We start from the raw sequence: 21,764 nt of genomic DNA on the forward strand, positions 1-21,764 counted from the left end.
AATGGAACCGCTTCCCGTCGTCTGGTTCATCGCCATCGCCGTGCTGTGGACCGGCTACCTGCTGCTGGAGGGCTTCGACCTCGGCGTGGGCATGCACATGGTGTTCTCCACCCGTTCCGAGCGTGACCGCCGCGTCATGCTCAACACGATCGGCCCCGTGTGGGACGGCAACGAGGTGTGGCTGATCACCGCGGGGGCGGCGATGTTCGCCGCGTTCCCGGCCTGGTACGCATCGCTGTTCTCGACGCTCTACGTGCCGCTGACGATCACGCTCGTCGGTCTCATCGTGCGCGCCGTCGGCATCGAGTATCGAGGCAAGATCCACACCGAGCGCTGGCGCACCTTCTGGACCTGGATGATCGGCCTCGGCTCGCTCGTCGTCGCATTCTGCGTCGGCGCCGCGCTGGCGCTGACCTCGACCGGGCTGCCGATCGACGCGAACGGCGACCGCGTCGGCGGTCCGTTCGTCTGGCTCACTCTGCCCGCGGTGGTCGGAGGTCTCGCGGTCGTGGGGTTCGCGCTGCTGCACTCGGCGACCTTCCTCGGGCTCAAGGCCGACGGACCTGTGCGCGAGCGGGCGGGGCGGTTCGCCGCACGCTGGGTGCCCGTCTGCCTGGCGCCGGCGGCGGCCTGGGCGATCTGGGTGCAGCTGGCCCACGGCGGCAGCGTGCTCGCATGGACGCTCATCGCGTTCGCGGTTGTCGCCGCAGCGCTCGGCTGGGCGGCGGCACGACGCCGGCACGAGGGACGGGCCTTCATCGGCTTCGCCGGCTTCGGGCTGTTCGGGGCGGCGGCGATCTTCGCCGGCATGTTCCCGCTGCTGCTTCCGTCGACGGTGGATGCCGCCTTCGACCTCACGGTGTGGAACTCGGCCAACGGACCATACACACTCGGCGTCATGACCGTGGTCGCCGCCGTCTCGCTGCCGGTCATCCTGCTCTACCAGGCGTGGAGCTACTGGATCTTCCGCAAGAGGGTGACCCCCGGCATGATCCCCGAGGTGCACATCGTGCTGCCTGCGGTGCTGCGCGCCCGCTGACCCGCTCCTCGCCGCTCCCAACGCGGAACGCGCCGGAGTCGTCAGACCGGATGCCCTGCCAGCGGCGAGTCGCCGGTCGACACGCCGGTCCGCGACACGATCGTCTGAGGTTCCCGACAGTCCTCGGGCGCCGCGAGCGCGCCCGGGGCTAGTCTGGCCGCATGATGTACGAGCACCTCGGGGCTCGGCCCCGCATCCACGACACCGCCGTCGTGGCGCCGACAGCAGTGATCTCGGGCGACGTCGAGATCGGCCCGCACTGCCAGGTGCTGCACGGAGCCGTGATCACGGCAGAGGGCGGGCCGATCACGCTCGGCGAGCATGTCATCGTGATGGAGAACGCGCTGATCCGCGCGACCGCCGCGAATGCCGTGCACATCGGCGACCACACCCTGGTGGGCACGCTGGCCAGCATCGCAGGCGCGACCGTCGGGGAGGAGGTCTTCCTGGCATCCGGAGCTCGCGTCTTCAACGGTGCCCTGATCGGACCTCGCTGCGAGGTGCGCGTCAACGCGATCGTCCAGCGCCGGGCGGTGCTGCCCGAGGGCAGCGTCGTGCCGATCGGCTGGGTCGCCGTCGGCGACCCGGTGCGCCTGCTCTCGCCCGACCAGGCCGACGAGATCTCCGCCGCGATGCCCGACCTCGACTTCCCCGGTCATGTCTTCGGCGTCGACCGCGACACCCCCGACCTGATGGTGCAGCTCACCGAGCGGTACGCCAGCTCACTGGCACGGCACGCCGACGATCACCGCGTCTGACCGGCGCCCCCGGAAAGCGAGAAACCACTCCCTGCGTGACACGGGCGCTCTCGCGCGGTGTCTCGTGCAGGAAGTGGTTCCTCAGCGGAGGGTGAGCAGGCGTCAGATGACGCCCTGGGCGAGCATCGCGTCGGCGACCCGCTCGAAGCCGGCGATGTTGGCGCCCGCGACGTAGTCCCCGGGGGTGCCGTAGCGCTCGGCGGCGCGGAACGACGCGTCGTGGATGTCGGCCATGATGTCGCGCAGCTTCTGCTCGCTGTTCGCGAAGTTCCAGCGCTGGCGCGATGCGTTCTGGCTCATCTCGAGGGCCGAGGTCGCCACGCCGCCGGCATTCGCCGCCTTGCCGGGCGCGAACAGCACCTCGGAGTCCTGGAACGCGCCGACCGCCTCGGGCGTGGAGGGCATGTTGGCGCCCTCCGCGACGGCACGGACGCCATTGGCGATGAGCATGCGGGCCGAGTCCTCGTCGAGCTCGTTCTGGGTGGCGGAGGGGACGGCGATGTCGACCGGAGTCTCCCAGACGTTGCCGCCCTCGACGAAGCGGGCGCCAGGGCGCCGGTTCGCGTACTCCACGATGCGGCCGCGCTCGACCTCCTTGATCTGGCGCAGCAGGCCGAGGTCGATCCCGGCGTCGTCGACGACGTAGCCGGACGAGTCGGATGCCGTGACAGCGCGCGCCCCGAGCTGGGTGGCCTTCTCGATGGCGTAGATCGCCACGTTGCCGGACCCCGACACGGCGACGCGCTTGCCCTCGAGGCTCTCGCCGTGCACCGCGAGCATCTCCTGCACGAAGAACACGGCGCCGTACCCGGTCGCCTCGGTGCGCACCTGCGCGCCGCCCCAGCCGATGCCCTTGCCGGTGAGGATCCCCGACTCGTGACGGTTCGTGATCTTGCGGTACATGCCGAACAGGTAGCCGATCTCGCGACCGCCGACACCGATGTCCCCGGCGGGGACGTCGGTGTGCTCGCCGATGTGGCGGGAGAGCTCGCTCATGAACGACTGGCAGAAGCGCATGACCTCCGCCTCGCTCCTGCCGTGCGGGTCGAAGTTCGAGCCGCCCTTGCCGCCGCCGATGCCCTGGCCGGTGAGGGCGTTCTTGAAGATCTGCTCGAAGCCGAGGAACTTGATGATCGAGATGTTCACCGAGGGGTGGAAGCGCAGACCGCCCTTGTACGGGCCGAGCGCCGAGTTGTACTGCACGCGATAGCCGCGGTTGACCTGCAGCTTTCCGGCGTCGTCGATCCACGGCACGCGGAAGATGACCTGGCGCTCCGGCTCGACGAGGCGCTCGAGCACACCCTGGTCGAGGTACTTCGGGTGGCGCTCGAGCACGGGGCCGATCGAGTGCAGCACCTCGTGCACCGCCTGGTGGAACTCCGGCTCATTCGGGTTGAGGCCGCGCACCGTGTCGAACACGGGCTGGGCGGCGGCGCTGAGCGGATGGAAGTCGGCAGTGTTCTCTGTCACGCGCGGATGCTTTCTGATGGGGGACGGGAGGGGTGCTGTCAGGTCGGTGGGGATGCTATCACCCGGTGTTCTGCAGCCCCGCGGCGACTCCACTGACCGAAAGCAGCAGCAGGCGCTGCAGGTCGGGGTCGGTGTCGCCCTGGGTGTCGGAGCGAAGCGCGCGCAGGGCGCGCAGCTGCAGCAGCGAGAGGGCATCGACGTACGGCGTGCGCAGCTGCACGGCGCGCTGCAGCACTGGCTTGTTGCCGAGCAGCCGGTCGCCGCCCGTGAGGCGGATGACCCATTCGCGGGTGAGGGCGAGCTCGTCGAGCACGATCTTCGCCAGGTCGTCGCGATCGCCCAGCGACAGGTACTCGCGGGCGATGCGCTCATCGGTCTTGGCCAGGCTCATCGCGACGTTGTCGACCATGGTTCGCAGCAGCGGCCAGTCGCGATAGGCCTCGATCAACCTGGCCTCGTCACCGACGGCATCCAGCGCCGTGCCCAGGCCGAACCAGCCGGCGAGGTTGATGCGGGCCTGCGTCCAGGCGAACACCCACGGGATCGCCCGCAGATCCTCGAGCGACTCGACCGAGAGCCCACGGCGCGCGGGGCGCGAGCCGAGGGCGAGCAGGCCGATCTCCTCCATCGGGGTGACGGTCGCGAACCACGGGGCGAACCCGTCGGCGGCGACGAGCGAGAAGAAGCGCTCGCGTGAGGCGGCATCCATCGTCTCGGCCACGTCGGCGAACCGCTCGGCGGCGCCGCTGGTGCGCCGTTCGACCGTGGGCGAGGAGGCGAGCAGCGTCGCCGCCGCGACCTGGTCGATGTGCCGCATCGCGATAGCCGGCTCACCGTAGCGGGCGAAGATCACCTCGCCCTGCTCGGTCAGCTTGAAGCGGCCGTCGACCGAGTGCGGTGGCTGGGCCAGGATGGCCGAGTTGGCGGGGCCGCCGCCGCGGCCGAGCGCGCCGCCGCGACCGTGGAACAGGGTGAGCCGGATGCCCGACTCCTGCGCCCACGACGCGATCCGTCGCTGCGCCTCGTACAGGGCGAGGTTCGCTGCCACGGGTCCGACGTCCTTCGACGAGTCGGAGTAGCCGAGCATGACCTCCAGCCGATCGTCCGTGGCCTCCAGACGGGCGCGGAACTCGGGGAACCGCACCACCTCGGCAAGGATCGCCGGCGCGGCCTGGAGGTCGGCGAAGGTCTCGAACAGCGGCACGACGTCGAGCACCGGCGCCTGGTCGCCCAGCGCATAGGCGGCGAGGCGGTGCACGTTGGCGAGATCCTGCGCGGACTGGGTGAACGACACGACGTAGCGTCCGGCGGCGCGCAGGCCGTAGCGACGCTGGATGTCGGCCACAGCGCGGAAGACGTCGAGCACCTCCTGGGTCTGCGCGCTGAGCTCGCGTCCCGCGTCGAGCTCCTCCAGGGCCTGCCTGTGCACCTTCGAGTGCTGACGCACCTCGAGCTCGGTCAGGTGGAAGCCGTATGTCTCGACCTGCCAGATCACATGCTGCATGCCACCGAACGCGTGCCGTCGCGCCCCGGCGTCCCGAAGCGACGACTGCACGGCGCGCAGATCGGCGAGCAGCTCCTCGGGTGCGCCATAGGCGGCGTCCTGCTCGGTGCGGGTGGCGTGCACGCGGTGCACGAGGGCGAGCATCACCCGGCGATGCGGCTCGGACGGAGAGCGGGTCGCGATGTCGTCGGCGAGCTCGGGGTGCTCGTCTGCGAAGCGCTGCCAGATCGCGCGGACCTCGTCGCTGGGCGGCGTGTCAGCGGCATCGAGGGTGAGCGCGCGCCCGATGCGCTCGAGAGCGCGCTCGAGGCCGCGAAGCACATGCTCCGAGGCGATCTGGGCGGCCTCGCGGGTCACGGCCGCTGTGACGAACGGGTTGCCGTCGCGGTCGCCGCCGACCCACGAGCCGACGCGCACGAACGCGGGCACGACCGGTTCGCTCGAACCCGACTCGTCGCCGCGCAGCGCGTCATCGATGCGCCGGTAGACGTGCGGCACCGTGCTGAAGAGGGTCTCGTCGAAGACGCCCATCACCGTGCGCACCTCGTCGGTCGGGGTGGGCTTCTGCGCGCGCAGGGGAGCGGTGCGCCACAGCGTGTCGATCTCCTCGAGCATCCGGCGCCTGGCGCGCCTCTCGTCCGCGCTGCCCTCGCTGGCCGCATCGTGCTCGGTGAGCAGCTCGGAGAGGCGGCGGATGCTGCCGGAGACGGCGCGACGTCGCGCCTCGGTCGGGTGGGCGGTGAACACCGGGTGGAACCGCAGCTCGGCGAGCCGCTCTCGGGCGGCCTGCTCCCCGATCTCCTCCGTCAGCTGCGCGAAGGCCGTCGCCACGGTATCGGTCGCGCCCTCCCTCGGCTGGCCGGAGCGCTCGCGCAGGATGCGGACGCGCTGGTGCTCCTCGGCGAGATTGACGAGGTGGAAGTAGCAGGTGAAGGCGCGTGCGACCTCGTCGGCGCGCTCGACGCTGAAGGAGTCGGCGATCTCGGCTGCTCGCGCGAAGGCGTCGTCATCCGCATCGGATGCCTGGATCGTGGCCAGACGCAGCCTCTCCACGTCCTCGAAGAGGCCGGGGGTGCCGGACTCGCGCAGCACCTGCCCGAGCAGGCCTCCCAGCATGCGGACATCTGCGCGCATCGCGTCGGGAATGCCGTGCGAGGCTTCGAATCGGGTGATGACGCGGATGGCTTCGGTGTTCGTGGGCTCGAGCGACATGCTTCGAGGGTAGACCGCCCGATCACGGCATCCGTCCCCTGTGACAGAGTGGAGGGGATGCGTATCTCGGACAACCCACTTCGCGGGCAGCAGTTCCCCGCGGCGCTCCTTCTCGTCGCGGCCGGGCTCGGTCTGCTCCTGGCCAACCTGCCGACGCACGACGCGATCGCCGAGGTGCTGCACGCGCACATCGCCATCCCCGGCACCGGCCTCGACCTGACGGTGCACGAGTGGGTGGCCGACGGGCTGCTCGCCGTCTTCTTCCTCGTCGTGGCGATCGAGCTGCGGCACGAGCTCACGCACGGAGAGCTCGATTCGCCGCGCAAGGCCGTGCAGCCGGCGATCGCCGCCACGGGTGGCGTGATCGTGCCGATCGCCGTGTATCTGCTGATCGCGGGCTCGGGAGACGGCACCGCCGTCGGCTGGCCCATCCCGACCGCCACCGACATCGCCTTCGCGCTCGGCGTGCTCGCGATGTTCGGCAAGGGGCTCCCGACCGCCGTGCGCGTGTTCCTGCTCGCCCTGGCGATCCTCGACGACATCATCGGCATCATCTTCATCGCCGTGCTCTTCGCGCATGACGTGAACTGGCTGATGTTCGGCCTCGCGGTCGCGTGCGTCGCGGTGTTCGCCGTGCTCAGCCGCATCGTCGCCAGGAACGGCTCGTCCGGACTCGCCGTGCTGATGGGCGTGATCGGCGTGATCGCCTGGGGCTTCATGGCGCTCTCCGGGATCCACGCCACGATCGCCGGGGTGATGCTCGGCCTCGCGATGTCGCCGGCGCCGGCCGAGAAGACGCGGCACGGGCTGGAGCCGACGGTGAACGGCGTGATCCTGCCGGTCTTCGCCTTCGTCGCGGCGTTCGTCGTGATCCCGCAGGTTTCGCCGGCAGAGCTGTCGCCGGCGTTCTGGGCGATCCTGATCGCCCTGCCGGTCGGCAAGATCATCGGCATCGGTCTCTTCGGATGGCTGAGCATGCAGTTGCGCCCGAAGGGCACCGAGCCCGCACTGCGCCTGCCGGACATCCTCGCCGCAGGCACTCTCGGCGGCATCGGGTTCACCGTGTCGCTGCTGCTTGCGAACCTGGCCTTCGCCGACGACGCGGGGATCCGCGATCAGGCGATCCTCGGCGTGCTCGGCGGCTCGCTGATCGCGCTGCTGCTGTCGGCCGTGATCGTCTCGGCGCGCGCTCGCGCCTACCGCACCCTGGCCGCCGCGACGGAGTGACGCGATGATCGATCCGCTGACCGAGCCCGACGCGCTGCGTGCGGCGGCGGAGACCATGCGCCAGACGCGTGAGCGGTGCGTCTGGACGCAGCGGATCACGCATCGCGACCTCGTTCCCTACCTCATCGAGGAGTCGCACGAGGTCATCGATGCGGTCGAGCGCGACGACCGCGCCGAGCTGCGCGAGGAGCTCGGCGATCTGCTCTGGCAGGTGCTGTTCCACTCCGCGATCGCGGCGCAGCACCCCGACGACCCGTTCGACATCGACGATGTGGCCCGAGGTCTGACCGAGAAGATGGTCCGCAGGCATCCGCATGTCTTCGGCGACGCCGTCGCGACCACACCCCACGAGGTGCTCGTGCACTGGAACGCGGCGAAGGCCGCCGAGAAGCGCGAGCGCCGCAGCGCGCTCGACGGCATCCCCGCCGGCATGCCTGCGCTCGCCCGAGCGCAGAAGGTCATCGATCGGGCGGCGTCCGTCGCAGAGGTGCCGGCAGCTGCATCCGGGATCGCTTCTGAAGGGGAGCTTGGTGACGCCCTGCTCGCGCTGGTCGCGCAGGCGCGGCAGAAGGGGTGGGATGCCGAGCGCGCCCTTCGCGAGCGCGTCCGCCTGCTCGAAGATGAGGTCCGGGCTGCAGAGCAGGCCGAACAAGCCACCTGAAAGATCGGAAGCGCAGCGGAGACGGCATCCCCGGATGCCTTTCCGATCTTTCACGGCCCCGGCCGGGCCGCCAGGGGCAGTGCGCACGACTCCGTGCAATGGAAAGATGGACGGGTGGCAAACGTGAACCCGCCGCGCGGAATGCGCGACTTCCTCCCCGCTGACAAGGCCCGTCGCGAGCGCGTGCTCGCCGTCATCCGCGAGCGCTACCGCGCGCACGGCTTCGACGAGATCGAGACGCCGGTGGTCGAGGAGCACGGTCGCCTGCATGCGGGCATCGGCGGCGACAACGAGAAGCTCTCGTACAGCATCCTTCGCCGCGGGCTCGATGCCGATGGCATCCGGGCCGCGGCCGACGACCCGGCGGCCCTCAGCGATCTCGGCCTGCGCTACGACCTCACCGTCCCGCTCGCCCGCTTCTACGCGACCAACCGAGGCCAGCTGCCGGCCGTGTTCCGCTCAATCCAGATCGGTCCGGTGTGGCGCGCCGAGCGACCCCAGAAGGGGCGCTACCGCCAGTTCGTGCAGTGCGACATCGACATCATGGGCGACGAGAGCGCGCGCGCCGAGGCCGAGCTGGTCGTCGCCTCGCTCGACACCATCGACGCCCTCGGCCTCGAGGGCGGCACGGTGCGGGTGAACGACCGCCGCGCCCTGGACTGGATGCTCGACAGCTTCGGCTTCACCGACGAGGAGCGCCCGGGCGTGCTCATCACGATCGACAAGCTCGACAAGGTCGGTGCGACAGGAGTCGCGACCGAGCTGCGCGAGCGCGGCGTCACGGCATCCGCGGTCGACGCGTTCGAGGCGTTCCTCACCCGTCCGCAGACGATGGAGCACAACCCGTATGGCGAACGGCAGATCCGCAAGGCGCTGCCGGAAGGGGCTCCGGACGAGATCGTCGCGCACCTCGTCTCTCTCGGTGACGCGGTCACCGCGGCGCGCCCGGGTGCCGGTGAGCCTCCGCTCGTCTACGACCCGTTCCTGGTGCGCGGCATGGGCTACTACACAGGCACGATCTTCGAGCTCGCGCACCCTTCGGTGAGCTACTCCCTCGGCGGCGGCGGGCGCTACGACGGGATGATCGGTCGCTTCCTCGGCCAGCAGGTGCCCGCGGTCGGCTTCTCGATCGGATTCGAGCGCATCGTCGACCTGGTCGCCGAGCGCGAGGCCGAGCAGGCGCAGGCCGTCGTGCTCGTGCACGATGCCGACGTGCCGGTAGCCGAGCTGCTCGCCCACAAGACCGCGCTGCTCGCCGACGGTGTCGCGCGGGTCAGGCTGGAGCGTCGCCCCAAGAACCTGAAGGCGCTGCTGGAGCGCTCCGCCGCAGACGGGTACACCGGCTTCGCCTCGGTGCGCGCGGGTGAGGCGCTCGGCGAGGTCAAGCCGCTCGCCTGACGCGGACGTCGTCCGCGTATCGGAGCAGGCTCCGGGATGTTCACACGGCGTTCACGCCGACCGGCTGAGATCAGGGCATGAACCGCCTCCGACCCGTGGCCCTGCTCGTCGCCGTCCTCGTGGCGGCGGGTCTCGGCATCCGCCTCGGGCTCGCCCGGCAGGCGGCCATCGCCCGCCGTCGCATCGGCAAGCCGCTGGGAGAGGACGCCCTCGACGCCGAGCGCACGTGGCGGCGCAAGCTGCCAGGCGAGCCGGTGCGGCTGCTGATGGCGGGCGACTCTCTGGCTGCGGGTCTCGGCGCCACCAAGCCCAAGGAGACTCTGGGCGGACGCCTGGCCCGCGCGCTCGCGGCGCAGATCGCGGCGCCGGTGGTGCTGCGCTCGGTCGCGGTCGTCGGCTCCGAGTCGTCGGATCTGGCCGCTCAGCTCGACACGCTGACCCCCGACGATCGGATCGATGTCGCGGTGATCGTGGTCGGCGGGAACGACGTGACCCACCGCGTCCCGGTGGTCGACGCCGCACGGCACCTGACCGACGCCGTCGCGCGGCTGCACAAGCGCGGCGCGCGCGTCGTGGTGGGCACCTGCCCTGACCTGGGAGCGCTGCGCCCCGTGCCGCAGCCGTTGCGCGGTCTGGCGTCGCGCCTCTCACGACGGCTCGCCGATGCCCAGGCCGAGGCCGCCGAGCGGACCGGCGCGGCACACGTATCGCTCCGGCGCACTGTCGGACCGCTGTTCTTCGATGAGCCCGAGCAGATGTTCAGTCTGGACCGGTTCCATCCGAGTGCCCTGGGGTACCGGCGCACCGCAGACGCGCTGCTGCCGGCCGTCGTCGCCGCGCTCGGCGAACGCCGCCGCGTCAGTGCGAGGTGACCCGCAGGCGCAGCATCCGGTAGCCGACACCGGCCAGCACCACACCGGTGCCGATCAGCGAAGCGACCACGGGCAGCGTCGAGACGAGCACGAGGCATCCGATCGCGCCGATCACCTGCAGCGCCCGCGGGTAGCGGCGCACGTCGGCGTGCTGCCTGAAGGCCGCGGCGTTCGCGATCAGGTAGTAGAGCAGCACGCCGAACGACGAGAAGCCGATCGCGCCGCGCAGGTCGGCCACGAGCACGATGCCGACGACGATCAGCGCGACCGTGATCTCGGCGCGCTGAGGCACGTGCCAGCGCTCGTCGACGACGGCGAGGAACCGAGGCAGATCCGATTCCCGCGCCATCGCGAGGGTCGTGCGGCCGATGCCGGTGATCAGCGCGAGCAGTGCGCCCAGCGACGCCGTCGCGCCCGCGACGCGCACCACAGGCTCGGTCCATTCCCAGCCGGCGACCGCGGCGACGTCGGCGAGCGGGTGATCGCTTCCGACGGCATCCGCACCCAGGGTCAGCATGACGGCGACCGCGACGAGCACGTACACGAGCACGGCGCCGCCGAGGGCGAGCACGATCGCGCGCGGGATGGTGCGTGCGGGGTCGACCACCTCCTCGCCCATGGTCGCGATGCGCGCGTACCCGGCGAACGCGAAGAACAGCAGGCCGGCGCCCTGCAGCACGCCGTACGCGGTCGCATCGGGCAGGGGAGCAGGTGCGGCAGCCGGCGCGCCGGCGAATCCGGATGCCATGACCGCGGCGAGTCCGATCAGCGAGATCACCACGAGGATGCGCGTGAGCAGCGCGGTGCGCGTGATGCCGAAGCAGTTGACCGTGGCGAGGGCCGCGACGGCCAGCACGGCGACGGTCGTGTGCCAGCCCTCAGGGGCGGCATAGGCAGCGAACGTCATCGCCATCGCGGCGCAACTGGCGATCTTGCCGATCACGAAGCACCATCCGGCGATGTATCCGGACCACGGGCCGATCTCGGCGCGCGCGTATGCGTAGGTGCCGCCGGCGACGGGATGCGCGGCCGCCAGCTGGGCGGAGGAGGTGGCGTTGCAGAACGCGACGAGCGCGGCGATGGCCAGCGCGATGAGGATGCCCGATCCGGCGACGCCGAGCGCCGGCGACCATACGGCGAACACGCCCGCCCCGATCATCGATCCGAGTCCGATGGCAACGGCGTCGGTGAGGGTGAGGCGGCGCGCGAGAGGCATCCGTCCATGCTCGCACCTGGTGGTGAACGGCGTGTGACGCGTCAGGCGGCCTGATTCCGGCGCGACTGGGTGACGCGCTTCTTCTCGCGCACGTAGACCTCACGGCGCACCCTGGCGACGACATCTCCCTGCCGGTCTGTGATGACGGTCTCGAACCACTCGCGCACCTGCGTGCCGCCGTGCGCCCGACGGCGCAGCTCGTCGGCCTGCTCGCGGGTGACGACGAACTCGGCGGTGAGCACCCCTCGACCCGGCTTGACGAACTCGATCTCGCCGCGGGTGTCCCACACGACATAGTCCTTCCCGAGCTGATGCATCACGAGCATGAAGAAGTACGGGTCGGTCATCGCCGACATCGAACCGCCGAACGCCGTCTTGACGTAGTTGCGGGTGAGCGGGTTGACGTGCAGCTCGACGGTCGCACGCGTCCAGTCGTGACTGAAACGGCGTACTCGGATACCGCTGAACAGGTTCGGGAACCAGAGGCTCATGCCCACGGCGAGGCGTCGAGGAGTGATGCGCATGTCGTCAGTCTGATCAGCGGGAGAGGCCGTGTCAGATCGACTGGCGATGCCGCACAAATGATCTAGTTGCCATAGTTGATCTAGTTTGAGTAGAATAAGTGGCATTGGAGGTAAGGATGCTCATCAGAGTCGACCCGGACAGCCCTCGCCCGCTGTTCGAGCAGATCGCGGCCTCGGTCCGCGGAGAGGTGCTTGCGGGAAGGATCGGGCCGGGCGACCGGCTGCCGGCCGCGCGCGATCTCGCCGAGGCCGTCGAGGTGAACGTGCACACGGCGCTCCGCGCCTATCAGGAGCTGCGAGACGAGGGTCTCGTCGAGCTGCGACGGGGCAGGGGCGCGGTGATCTCGGCCTCGGCGGCGCCGCTTGCCGATCTCGCCGAAGAGATCGCCGCTCTCGTACGACGCGGAGCCGAACTCGGCGTCACCCCCACGACCCTCGCCGCTTTGATCAAGGAGATGAGCTCATGACCTCGCCCGCCCACGGCCCCACTACGCAGCCGGACACCGCCGCCGAGGTGCGTCGAGCCCGGCGCGCACTGATCGTCGTCGGACTCGTCGCCCCCGCGGTGCTCACCGCGGCGGCTGTCGCCCTCATCGCCCTGTGGATGCCCGAGCTGCCAGACCCTGTGGCCATGCACTGGGGCTCGGACGGGGTCGACGGCTTCGCCCCGCCGGCCGCCTATCTGTGGCTCGCCGCCGTGCTTGGTCTGGGCCTGCCGCTGCTTCTCGTGACCACCACGCTGTCGATGGCGCGCACGCAGTGGGGTGTGACGGCACGTTTTCTCGGCGCCATCGCACTCGGCCTCTCGGGATTCAGTGCAGTGATCGCCGCGGGATCCGTGTGGATGCAGCGGGGTCTCGCAGACGCCGCAGCGGCGACGAACGTGCTGCCCGTCATGATCGGCGGGTTCTGTGCGCTGCTCGTGCTGTCGGCGGTGGGCTGGGTGCTGCAGCCCGATGTCGCGGCCACACCGGCTGCGACGTTGAAGAGCACCCAGCTCAGGTCGATCGCGGCGGGGGAGCGGGTGGTCTGGATGGGTACGGCGACCATGGCACGCCCCGGTGTGGTCGTGATCGGACTGGCCGCGGTGATGCTGATCGGGGTGACCGGGGTGATGCTGCTGCAGGCGCCGGACAAGGTCTGGATCCCGCTGCTCGTGCTGGTCGTGGTGGGACTCGCCCTCGCTGCGACGGCATCGTTCCGGGTGCGTGTCGGGGTCGACGGGCTGACAGTCCGCTCGCAGCTCGGGGCCCCGCGGCTGCATGTGCCGCTCGATGAGATCAGCTCGGTGCGGGCGATCGAATGCCACCCGTTCGCGGAGTTCGGCGGAGTGGGCTGGCGCGTCGCGCTGGACGGCCGCACGGGCATCGTGCTGCGCAGCGGACCGGCGATCGAGGTGAGTCGTCGCGGTAAGGGCGCAGTGGTCGTGACCGTCGACGGCGCCGAGACCGCAGCCGCGACCCTGCAGGCGCACCTCGAGCACCGGAGTGCGACGCGCTGACGCCTCAGCATCGTCGGGGATCTCAGACCACTCGGCATCCGATCGGCGTGTCGTGGGGCCCAGCCGCACGACACGCCGTGTCGCAGCGGAACGGCCTGAGATCTCCGACATGCGCGCGCCTTGACCGCGGGCCGCGGCCCCGGTTGGCTGGGCTCATGGCCGAATCCACCCCGCATGCCTGGCGCGCCGCCGACGAGTACCTCTCCGACCTGCTGGTCGGGCACGACCCGGCACTGGAAGCGGCGCTCGCCGCGCAGCGGAAGGCGGGCATGCCCGACATCGAGGTCGCCCCTGTCGCCGGCAAGCTGCTGAACCTGCTGGTGCGGATGAGCGGCGCGCGGCGCGTGCTCGAGATCGGAACCCTCGGCGGCTACTCGACCATCTGGATGGCGCGCGCGGTGGGCGAGCAGGGGCGCGTCGTGACGATCGAGGCCGAGCAGGACAACGCCGACATCGCACGCGCCAGCATCGATGCGGCCGGCGTGGGGGACCGGGTCGAGATCCGGGTCGGACGCGGCGAGGACGTGCTGCCGACGCTTGTGGGCGGATTCGATCTCGTGTTCATCGACGCCGACAAGGAGTCGAACACCCTCTACCTCGACTGGGCCGCCAGGTTGGGGCACCCCGGCACGGTGATCGTGCTCGACAACGTGGGGCGCGACGGCGAGATCGTGAACGACGCCACCGACGACACGAAGGTCATCGGCACGCGCGACGGGCTGCGGATGCTGGGGGAGGACCCCCGCTTCGACGCGACGGCGCTGCAGACGGTGGGCGTCAAGGGCTGGGACGGCGTGGCCCTCGCGCTCGTGGTGTGACACGCGCCCGAGGCCGGACGAGTGGCACGGCTAGACTGAATCGCGGATCGACGTCGCTCCACCACCACCCTTTTCTCCCTTTCGAAGGAGCACTTCTGTGGCACTGATCGAGGCTGTAGGCGCACGCGAGATTCTCGACTCGCGCGGAAACCCGACCGTCGAGGTGGAGGTGCTCCTCGATGACGGCGTCGTGCAGCGCGCCGCCGTCCCCTCCGGTGCATCCACCGGAGCCTTCGAGGCGTATGAGCTGCGTGATGGCGACAAGGGCCGCTACGGCGGGAAGGGCGTCCTCAAGGCCGTCGAGGCCGTGATCGACGAGCTCGGCCCCGCGATCGAGGGTGTCGAGGCGAGCGAGCAGCGCATCGTCGACGAGATCCTCAACGAGGTCGACGGCACCGACAACAAGAAGCGCGTCGGCGCCAATGCCATCCTCGGCGTCAGCCTGGCCGTGGCCAAGGCCGCAGCCGACTCGGCCGACCTGCCGCTGTTCCGCTACCTCGGCGGCCCCAACGCGCACCTGCTGCCCGTTCCGCTGTTCAACGTCATCAACGGCGGCGAGCACGCCGACAACGGCATCGACATGCAGGAGTTCTTCCTCGCCCCGATCGGTGCAGACACCTACTCCGAGTCGCTGCGCTGGGGCGTCGAGACGTACCACGTGCTGCGCGCCGAGCTGAAGGCGGCGGGCTACGCCACGGGCCTCGGCGACGAGGGCGGCTTCGCCCCCGACCTGCCCAGCAACCGCGAGGGACTCGAGTTCCTCATCAAGGCGATCGAGAAGGCCGGCTTCACCCCGGGCAAGGACATCGCGCTCGGCCTCGACGTCGCCGCGACCGAGTTCTTCACCGACGGCGTCTACCGCCTCGACAACAAGGACTGGACCGGCCCCGAGCTGATCGAGTACTACCAGGGCCTCGTCTCGGACTTCCCGATCGTCACGATCGAGGATGCCCTGGCCGAAGACGACTGGGACAACTGGAAGCAGCTCACCGATGCCCTCGGCGGCAAGGTGCAGCTCGTCGGCGACGACCTGTTCGTCACCAACCCCGAGCGACTCGGCGACGGCATCACGCGGGGCGTCGCCAACTCGCTGCTGGTGAAGGTCAACCAGATCGGCACCCTGACCGAGACCTTCGACGCGGTCAGCCTCGCGCAGCGCTCGGGCTACACGGCCATGCTCTCGCACCGCTCCGGTGAGACCGAGGACACCACGATCGCCGACCTCGCCGTCGCGACGAACGCGGGTCAGATCAAGACCGGTGCGCCCGCACGCAGCGAGCGCGTCGCGAAGTACAATCAGCTTCTGCGCATCGAGGAGGAGCTGGGCGACGCGGCGGTGTTCGCCGGCGCATCCGCCTTCCCGCGCTTCCAGGGCTGAGCCGGAGCGCACGCGCTGAACTGAACGGATGAAGGAGGGGGAGCATGGCCAGACGACCGGTTCCCCCTCCTTCGGCGTCCCGGCCGGCGACGCCGAAGCGGGAACGCACGGCCGGCCGCACCGCTTCGAGCCGCACCGTGGATGTGCGCGAATGGGCGAGCGGCATCCGCCTCTCGGGCTTCGCCGTGATCATGCTGTCGCTCGTCGTGCTGGGCACGTGGGTTCTCGTGCCCACGATCGGCACGTACCTCGGGCAGAAGCAGAAGATCGCCGCCCTCGAGCACTCGGTGCAGGTGACCGAGGGTCAGATCGCCGAGCTCGAGCGCGAGCGCGAGCGCTGGGACGACCCGGCGTACATCACCACGCAGGCGCGTGAGCGCCTGTACTACGTCAAGCCGGGCGAGGTCGTCTACCTCGTCGACGACGACCTCGATCCCGCCGACCTGCCGCCCGAGCAGCAGGAGGTCAGTGACGAGCTCGAGGAGCGTGCGGCCGACTGGATGCCGCAGCTGCTGCGCGGCCTCACCTCGGCGGGCCTGGCGAAGACCGCCGTCGAGGTGCCGGGCGGCCAGGGCTGAGGCTGCATACAGCGACCCTCCCGTACCCTGGTGAGGTGACGACACCTCCCTTCCCGACGCCGACCGCTGCCGAGATCGACGTGGTCTCGCGTCAGCTGGGCCGCGCCGCCCGCGGCGTGATCGGCATCGCCGCGCGCTGCGTCTGCGGCAACCCGACAGTGGTCGCCACGGCCCCACGTCTCGACGACGGAACGCCCTTTCCGACGTTCTACTATCTGACGCATCCCGCTGCCACTGCCGCGATGTCGACCCTCGAGGCGACGCAGGTCATGCCAGAGCTCGCGGGGATGCTCGACGCCGACGACGAGATCGCCGCAGCCTACCTCCGGGCGCACGAGGCGTACCTCGCCGACCGTGCCCAGTATGGCGACGTCCCCGAGATCGACGGCATCTCCGCAGGGGGGATGCCTGCACGCGTGAAGTGCCTTCATGCGCTCGCCGGCCATGCGCTCGCCGCAGGGCCGGGAGTGAATCCGCTGGGCGACGCCGCGCTTCAGCGCTCGAGCTGGTCGCCCGAGCGCTGCGCCTGCGTCGACCCCGGCGCCGCACGGGGAGACGACACGGAATGACCGCTGAGCGGATGCTGCGAGGCATCGCCGTGGCTGCGGCGATGGCGGCATCCGTGATCCTGGCCGCCACGCCGGCAGTCGCCGCCGACACGCGCGCGGCGTCGGTGCAGCAGACGACGACCGAGACTCCGCCGCAGACCCCGCCGCCCATCCCCGACGATCCGAACGACCCCGAGAGAGCGCTCGAGTACTGGCTCGACGGCGCGAAGATCCGGCAGGCGTGGAACGTCACGCGGGGCAAGGGGGTGAGGATCGCCATCATCGACACGGGCATCGGCAAGCCCCCGTCGTCTTCGACGGCGCTGTCGCCGATGGCACCGACGTCTCTGGCGTCGGGAGCCCGGACGGGCGCACGCCCGTCGGCGTGCGCGACCCCAACCACGGGTCATGGGTCGCGTCGCTCGCCGCGGGACGGGGGAATCCCGACGGGACGGGGATGATCGGCGTCGCCCCCGAGGCGCAGCTGCTGTCGGTCTCGCTCGGCTTCCCCGGCTCGGCCTCGACCGTGCCGTTCACCGAGCAGGTCGTCGACGCCATGAAGTGGGCCGTCGACAACGGCGCCGACGTCATCAACCTGTCGTTCACCACGAACACCCTCGACTGGGATGAGAGCTGGGACGAGGCGTTCCTGTATGCGTTCGAGCACGATGTCGTCGTGATCGTCGCGGCGGGCAACCGGGGCAGCGGCACATCGATGATCGGAGCGCCCGCGACCATACCAGGCGTCCTCACCGTCGGCGGCGTCGATCAGACCGGAGTCGCCAGCACCGGCGCGTCGACCCAGGGCATCACGATCGGCATCTCGGCCCCCAGCGAGTCGCTGCTTGGCATCTCGGCAGACGGCACGCTGCGCTCCTGGGACGGCACGAGCGGCGCCGCTCCGATCGTCGCAGGAGCCGCCGCCCTGGTGCGCGCGGCGCACCCCGACCTCGATGCCGCGAACGTCATCAACCGTCTCATCCGGACGGCCGTTCCTGTGCCGGACATGACCCGTACTCCCGATCCGCTCTACGGGTACGGGCTGCTCGATGCCGAGGCCGCTGTCACGGCGTCCCTCCCCGTGGTCGCAGGCAACCCGATGGGCGACCTGGAGGAGTGGATCCGGGTGTACCGGCGCGCCGATGCCCCCGAGCAGCCCAAGCCGGAGCCCAGCTCGACGCCGGTGGCGGTGCCGCCGCTGCCCGCGGTGGAGCAGCCCGCTGAACCGGGATCGCCCCTGCTGCCCACCCCGGAGTCGCTGAGGTACGGTACCCTGCCGCTGCTGGCCCTCACTGTGCCTGGTATCCTGATAGCGCTTGGCGTCACCGCAGCTGCCCGGCGCATCCGATTGGAGCGCGGTCGACGCACTCCCACACCCTGACGACGAGGAGTTGTCCCCCTGTGCCTCAGAACAGCACTGCACCCCGCATTCTGATTGTCGGTGGAGGCTACGCAGGTTTCTACACCGCATGGAAGCTCGAGAAGCACCTTCGCAAGGGTGAAGCCGAAGTGACGATGGTGGACCCGCTGCCGTACATGACGTACCAGCCGTTCCTGCCCGAGGTCGCAGCCGGATCGATCGAGCCGCGCCACGCGATCGTCACGCACCGCCGTCACCTCAAGACCACGAACGTGATCACCGCGAAGGTGACCGGCATCGACCACGCCAACAAGGTCGCGACGATCACTCCTCCGGTCGGCGAGCCGTACGAGTTCGAGTACGACCAGATCGTCGTCACCGCGGGTGCCGTGTCTCGCACGTTCCCGATCCCCGGCATCGCAGACAACGCCATCGGGATGAAGACCATCGAAGAGGCCGTCGCCGTGCGCGATCGTCTGCTCTCGAACTTCGACAAGGCCGCGTCGATCCCCGCGGGCCCCGAGCGCGACCGACTGCTGACCGTCGTGGTCGTGGGCGGCGGCTTCGCCGGCATCGAGGCGTTCGCCGAGCTGCGCTCCTTCGCCTCGTCGCTGATCTCGAAGTACCCGCAGCTGTCGTTCGACGACACGCACTTCCACCTCATCGAGGCGATGGGACGGATCATGCCCGAGGTCTCCCTCGAGACCAGCAAGTGGGTCATGAAGGACCTCGGCAAGCGCGGTGCGGCCATCCACCTCGATACCCAGGTCACCAGCGCCGTCGACGGCAACGTCGAGCTGTCGACCGGCGAGGTCATCCCCACCGACCTCATCGTCTGGACCGCCGGCGTGATGGCGAACCCGACCGTGGTCCGCGGCGGCGACCTGCCGACCGAGCCACGCGGCCGCATCACCGCGCAGGCCGACCTGCGCGTGGTCGACGCAGAGGGCCACCCGGTCGAGGGTGCGTGGGCGGCCGGTGACGTGGCGGCCGTTCCCGACAAGACCGGCGGACTGCCCGACGGAACCTGCGTGCCGAACGCACAGCACGCCGTTCGTCAGGCGAAGCTTCTCGCGAAGAACCTCGTCGCCGTTCTGCGCGGTGAGGGCACCAAGGACTACTTCCACAAGAACCTGGGCGCTGTGGCCGGTCTCGGACTCTACAACGGTGTCTTCCAGTCGGGCGGTATCGCCCTCAAGGGCTTCGTCGCCTGGGTCGCGCACCGCGGCTACCACGGCCTCGCGATGCCCACCTGGGAGCGCAAGTGGCGCGTGCTGTGGGGCTGGTGGCACAACCTGTGGCTCGGTCGCGACTTCGCCAACCTCGCCGCCGTGCAGCGCCCGCGTGCGGCGTTCGAGGAGTTCGCGGCGCGTCCGCGCCCCGCGGTGACCGAGGCGGCTGCGCCTGCCGCCCAGAAGGACGCGGCGAAGTCGGATGCGGGCAAGCCCGCCAAGTCGGATGCCGTGAAGCCGGCAGCGAAGTCCGACGCGGCGAAGCCCGCGGCGAAGAAGGCTCCGGCTGCCAAGAAGCCGGTGGCGAAGAAGGCTCCCGCGAAGAAGGCCGCCGCGACGGCCGAGAGCGTCGACGTCAGCGCCTGATCAGAAGCGATGAGAGGGGCTGTCCGAGCGCACGACTCGGACAGCCCCTCTTCGTACCCGGTCTCAGCCGTTGAACTCGTCGGGGTGAGGGCCCGTGCGGCCGTCGCGGTCGAGCGCGTCGACGGCGGCGAGCTCGTCGTTCGAGAGTTCGAAACCGAAGACGTCGATGTTCTCGGCGATCCGCGACGCCGTCACCGACTTGGGGATCACGATGCGTCCCTGCTGAAGGTGCCAGCGCAGCACGATCTGCGCGGGGGAGACGCCATAGCTGTGCGCGATGGCGAGCACCGCCGGATCGCGTAGCACGGCGCCCTGGGCGAGGGGGCTCCATGCCTCGGTCGCGATGCCGTGCGCCGCGTTCGCGGCAGCCACGGCGCGGTTCTGCAGCGCGGGGTGCAGCTCGACCTGGTTCACCGCCGGGAGGACGTCGGATGCGGCGATCAGTCGCTCGAGGTGCGCCGGCTCGAAGTTGGACACGCCGATGGCCCGCACACGACCCTCGGAGACCAGGCGCTCCAGCGCGCGCCAGGTGTCGAGGTACAGATCCTGAGCCGGCGCGGGCCAGTGTATGAGGTACATGTCCAGCTGCTCCAGCCGGAGCTTCGACAGGGACTCGTCGAACGCCCTGAGCGTGCTGTCGTACCCCTGATCGGAGTTCCATACCTTCGAGGTGATGAACAGCTCGTCGCGGCCGATGCCCGAGTCGGGGAGCGCACGACCGACGCCGGCCTCGTTGCCGTAGACCGCCGCGGTGTCGATGCTGCGGTAGCCCGCGCGCAGGGCCTCGGCGACGGCGGCCGTGGTCTCGTCGTCGGGCACTTGGAAGACGCCGAAGCCGAGCTGCGGCATGGTGACTCCGTTGTTCAGCGAGATGGAGGGGATGCTCATGCGGGTTCCTTTCGAGCGGTGGTCTCAGTGAGCCGAGACGAGCTCGGTCGAGGGGGCATCCGTGCGAGGCCGCGCGGTGAGCATGGCCACCGTCATCACGACCAGCGCGGCGGCGGTGATCGCCGCACCGATCCAGATGGGCGCGGTGTAGCCGAGGCCGGCGCTTATGCCGATGCCTCCTGCCCACGCGCCCAGCGCGTTGCCGACGTTGAAGGCGCCGATGTTGGCTCCGGATGCCAGGGTGGGGGCGTGGTCGGCGTACCGCATGATCCGGCTCTGCAGCCCGGGCACGGTTCCGAAGCCGAACCCGCCCATGAGGAACAGCGATGCGATCGTGGCGGCCTGGGATCCGGCGGTGAGTGCGAAGAACACCAGCACGGCGAGGAGCGCGCCGATGAACGAGAGCAGCGTGCGGTCGATCGAGCGGTCGGCGAGTCGTCCGCCCAGCCCGTTGCCGACGACGAGGCCGACGCCGAACAGCACGAGCAGCCACGGCACGGCTGACGAGGCGAACCCACTGACCTGGGTGAGCGTGTAGGCGATGTAGGTGAACGCGCCGAACATCCCGCCGTAGCCGAGCACCGTGACCAGCAGGGAGAGCCAGACCTGTCCCGAGCGGAATGCGCTCAGCTCGGCGCGAAGGCTGACCGTCCGCTGCGTCCCGCGGGTGGTGGGCACGAGCAGCGCGATGCCGGCGAAGGCGAGCACGCCGATCAGCGAGATGGCCCAGAACGTCGAGCGCCAGCCCAGCTGCTGCCCGAGGAACGTGCCGAACGGCACCCCGAGCACGTTGGCCGCGGTGAGACCCGTGAACATGATCGCCACGGCGCGGGCCTTCCTCTCCGGCCGGACGAGGTCTGCCGCGACCACGGACCCCACGCCGAAGAATGCGCCATGGTCGAGTGCGGCGATGATCCGGCCGATCATGGCCGTGGAGTAGTCGCCGGCGATCGCGGTGAGGACGTTGCCCGCGATGAACAGCACGACGAGCCCCATCAGCAGAGCCTTCCGAGGCAGGCGCAGGGTGGCGGCGGTGACGAGGAGCGCGCCGACGACCACCGCGAGGGCGTAGCCGGAGATCAGCCATCCGGCTGTGGCCTCGGTGACCCCGAAGTCGGCTGCCACCTCGGGAAGCAGGCCCATGATGACGAACTCGGTGAGGCCGATGCCGAATGCTCCGATGGCGAGCGCGATGAGCCCGAGTGGCATGAGGG

At 70.2% G+C, this 21,764-nt stretch carries 21 protein-coding genes; 15 read left to right on the forward strand and 6 right to left on the reverse strand.

The window, feature by feature from the left end; all coding sequences use genetic code 11:
* Position 1 precedes the first annotated feature (1 nt).
* Both cydB and FVO59_RS10415 read left to right on the forward strand, forming a co-directional pair.
* Positions 2 to 1,039, forward strand: coding sequence for a cytochrome d ubiquinol oxidase subunit II (gene cydB / locus FVO59_RS10410; protein WP_182252573.1), 1,038 nt, complete (start codon positions 2 to 4; stop codon positions 1,037 to 1,039).
* Between the two features lie 161 nt (positions 1,040 to 1,200).
* Entirely contained in the window at positions 1,201 to 1,797 is a 597-nt protein-coding gene (locus tag FVO59_RS10415) for a gamma carbonic anhydrase family protein (protein ID WP_182252574.1), read from the forward strand.
* 102 nt (positions 1,798 to 1,899) lie between these two features.
* Here the strand turns inward: FVO59_RS10415 and gdhA are convergent, their stop codons facing one another.
* Together gdhA and FVO59_RS10425 are read right to left on the reverse strand one after the other, a co-directional pair.
* A complete protein-coding gene (gene gdhA / locus FVO59_RS10420; protein WP_182256708.1) occupies positions 1,900 to 3,216 on the reverse strand; it encodes an NADP-specific glutamate dehydrogenase in 1,317 nt (438 codons plus the stop codon).
* Positions 3,217 to 3,325: 109 nt separating this feature from the next.
* Entirely contained in the window at positions 3,326 to 5,983 is a 2,658-nt protein-coding gene (locus FVO59_RS10425) for a phosphoenolpyruvate carboxylase (protein ID WP_182252575.1), read from the reverse strand.
* A gap of 57 nt (positions 5,984 to 6,040) precedes the next feature.
* On the opposite strand from FVO59_RS10425, the gene FVO59_RS10430 reads away from it, so the two are divergent.
* From FVO59_RS10430 to FVO59_RS10445, 4 genes are all read left to right on the forward strand, one after another.
* The gene (locus tag FVO59_RS10430; protein ID WP_182252576.1) at positions 6,041 to 7,210 is read left to right on the forward strand and encodes a Na+/H+ antiporter NhaA; all 1,170 of its coding nucleotides are present in this window, start codon (positions 6,041 to 6,043) and stop codon (positions 7,208 to 7,210) included.
* 4 nt (positions 7,211 to 7,214) lie between these two features.
* Complete coding sequence (locus FVO59_RS10435; protein ID WP_182252577.1) at positions 7,215 to 7,871, forward strand: nucleoside triphosphate pyrophosphohydrolase; 657 nt, start codon at positions 7,215 to 7,217, stop codon at positions 7,869 to 7,871.
* A gap of 141 nt (positions 7,872 to 8,012) precedes the next feature.
* The gene (locus FVO59_RS10440; RefSeq protein ID WP_220465726.1) at positions 8,013 to 9,269 is read left to right on the forward strand and encodes a histidine--tRNA ligase; all 1,257 of its coding nucleotides are present in this window, start codon (positions 8,013 to 8,015) and stop codon (positions 9,267 to 9,269) included.
* 77 nt (positions 9,270 to 9,346) lie between these two features.
* Positions 9,347 to 10,141 carry an SGNH/GDSL hydrolase family protein gene (locus FVO59_RS10445; protein ID WP_182252579.1) on the forward strand — a complete coding sequence of 265 codons (795 nt, stop codon included), beginning with the start codon at positions 9,347 to 9,349 and terminating at the stop codon, positions 10,139 to 10,141.
* Here FVO59_RS10445 and FVO59_RS10450 read toward each other — a convergent pair.
* The gene (locus tag FVO59_RS10450; protein ID WP_182252580.1) at positions 10,128 to 11,357 is read right to left on the reverse strand and encodes an APC family permease; all 1,230 of its coding nucleotides are present in this window, start codon (positions 11,355 to 11,357) and stop codon (positions 10,128 to 10,130) included. The two genes, FVO59_RS10445 and FVO59_RS10450, sit on opposite strands and share 14 nt — an antisense overlap.
* Positions 11,358 to 11,398: 41 nt before the next feature.
* Complete coding sequence (locus tag FVO59_RS10455; RefSeq protein WP_182252581.1) at positions 11,399 to 11,881, reverse strand: DUF4442 domain-containing protein; 483 nt, start codon at positions 11,879 to 11,881, stop codon at positions 11,399 to 11,401.
* Positions 11,882 to 11,997: 116 nt separating this feature from the next.
* Between FVO59_RS10455 and FVO59_RS10460 the strand changes: the two genes are divergently transcribed.
* From FVO59_RS10460 to FVO59_RS10495, 9 genes are all read left to right on the forward strand, one after another.
* The gene (locus tag FVO59_RS10460; protein WP_182252582.1) at positions 11,998 to 12,348 is read left to right on the forward strand and encodes a GntR family transcriptional regulator; all 351 of its coding nucleotides are present in this window, start codon (positions 11,998 to 12,000) and stop codon (positions 12,346 to 12,348) included.
* The gene (locus FVO59_RS10465; RefSeq protein WP_182252583.1) at positions 12,345 to 13,382 is read left to right on the forward strand and encodes a DUF1648 domain-containing protein; all 1,038 of its coding nucleotides are present in this window, start codon (positions 12,345 to 12,347) and stop codon (positions 13,380 to 13,382) included. Before FVO59_RS10460 ends, FVO59_RS10465 begins: the two co-directional genes overlap by 4 nt.
* Before the next feature lie 155 nt (positions 13,383 to 13,537).
* Entirely contained in the window at positions 13,538 to 14,200 is a 663-nt protein-coding gene (locus FVO59_RS10470; RefSeq protein ID WP_182252584.1) for an O-methyltransferase, read from the forward strand.
* A gap of 97 nt (positions 14,201 to 14,297) precedes the next feature.
* Positions 14,298 to 15,578, forward strand: coding sequence for a phosphopyruvate hydratase (eno, locus tag FVO59_RS10475; protein ID WP_182252585.1), 1,281 nt, complete (start codon positions 14,298 to 14,300; stop codon positions 15,576 to 15,578).
* A gap of 44 nt (positions 15,579 to 15,622) precedes the next feature.
* Complete coding sequence (locus tag FVO59_RS10480) at positions 15,623 to 16,156, forward strand: FtsB family cell division protein (protein WP_182252586.1); 534 nt, start codon at positions 15,623 to 15,625, stop codon at positions 16,154 to 16,156.
* 35 nt (positions 16,157 to 16,191) lie between these two features.
* Complete coding sequence (locus FVO59_RS10485; protein WP_182252587.1) at positions 16,192 to 16,725, forward strand: DUF501 domain-containing protein; 534 nt, start codon at positions 16,192 to 16,194, stop codon at positions 16,723 to 16,725.
* The gene (locus FVO59_RS16700) at positions 16,722 to 17,165 is read left to right on the forward strand and encodes a hypothetical protein (RefSeq protein ID WP_346265665.1); all 444 of its coding nucleotides are present in this window, start codon (positions 16,722 to 16,724) and stop codon (positions 17,163 to 17,165) included. The genes FVO59_RS10485 and FVO59_RS16700 overlap by 4 nt, the downstream gene beginning before the upstream one ends.
* Complete coding sequence (locus tag FVO59_RS10490) at positions 17,090 to 18,085, forward strand: S8 family peptidase (RefSeq protein ID WP_346265666.1); 996 nt, start codon at positions 17,090 to 17,092, stop codon at positions 18,083 to 18,085. The genes FVO59_RS16700 and FVO59_RS10490 overlap by 76 nt, the downstream gene beginning before the upstream one ends.
* 20 nt (positions 18,086 to 18,105) lie before the next feature.
* Positions 18,106 to 19,662 (forward strand): NAD(P)/FAD-dependent oxidoreductase, encoded by a 1,557-nt coding sequence (locus FVO59_RS10495; protein WP_182252588.1) that lies wholly within the window; start codon positions 18,106 to 18,108, stop codon positions 19,660 to 19,662.
* Between the two features lie 63 nt (positions 19,663 to 19,725).
* On the opposite strand, the gene FVO59_RS10500 is transcribed toward FVO59_RS10495, so the two are convergent.
* The gene (locus FVO59_RS10500; RefSeq protein ID WP_182252589.1) at positions 19,726 to 20,550 is read right to left on the reverse strand and encodes an aldo/keto reductase; all 825 of its coding nucleotides are present in this window, start codon (positions 20,548 to 20,550) and stop codon (positions 19,726 to 19,728) included.
* A 24-nt stretch (positions 20,551 to 20,574) separates the two neighbouring features.
* Positions 20,575 to 21,759, reverse strand: coding sequence for an MFS transporter (locus FVO59_RS10505; protein WP_182252590.1), 1,185 nt, complete (start codon positions 21,757 to 21,759; stop codon positions 20,575 to 20,577).
* Positions 21,760 to 21,764: the final 5 nt, after the last annotated feature.

The sequence above is a fragment of the Microbacterium esteraromaticum genome (genome assembly GCF_014084045.1).
GTDB lineage: Bacteria > Actinomycetota > Actinomycetes > Actinomycetales > Microbacteriaceae > Microbacterium > Microbacterium esteraromaticum_D.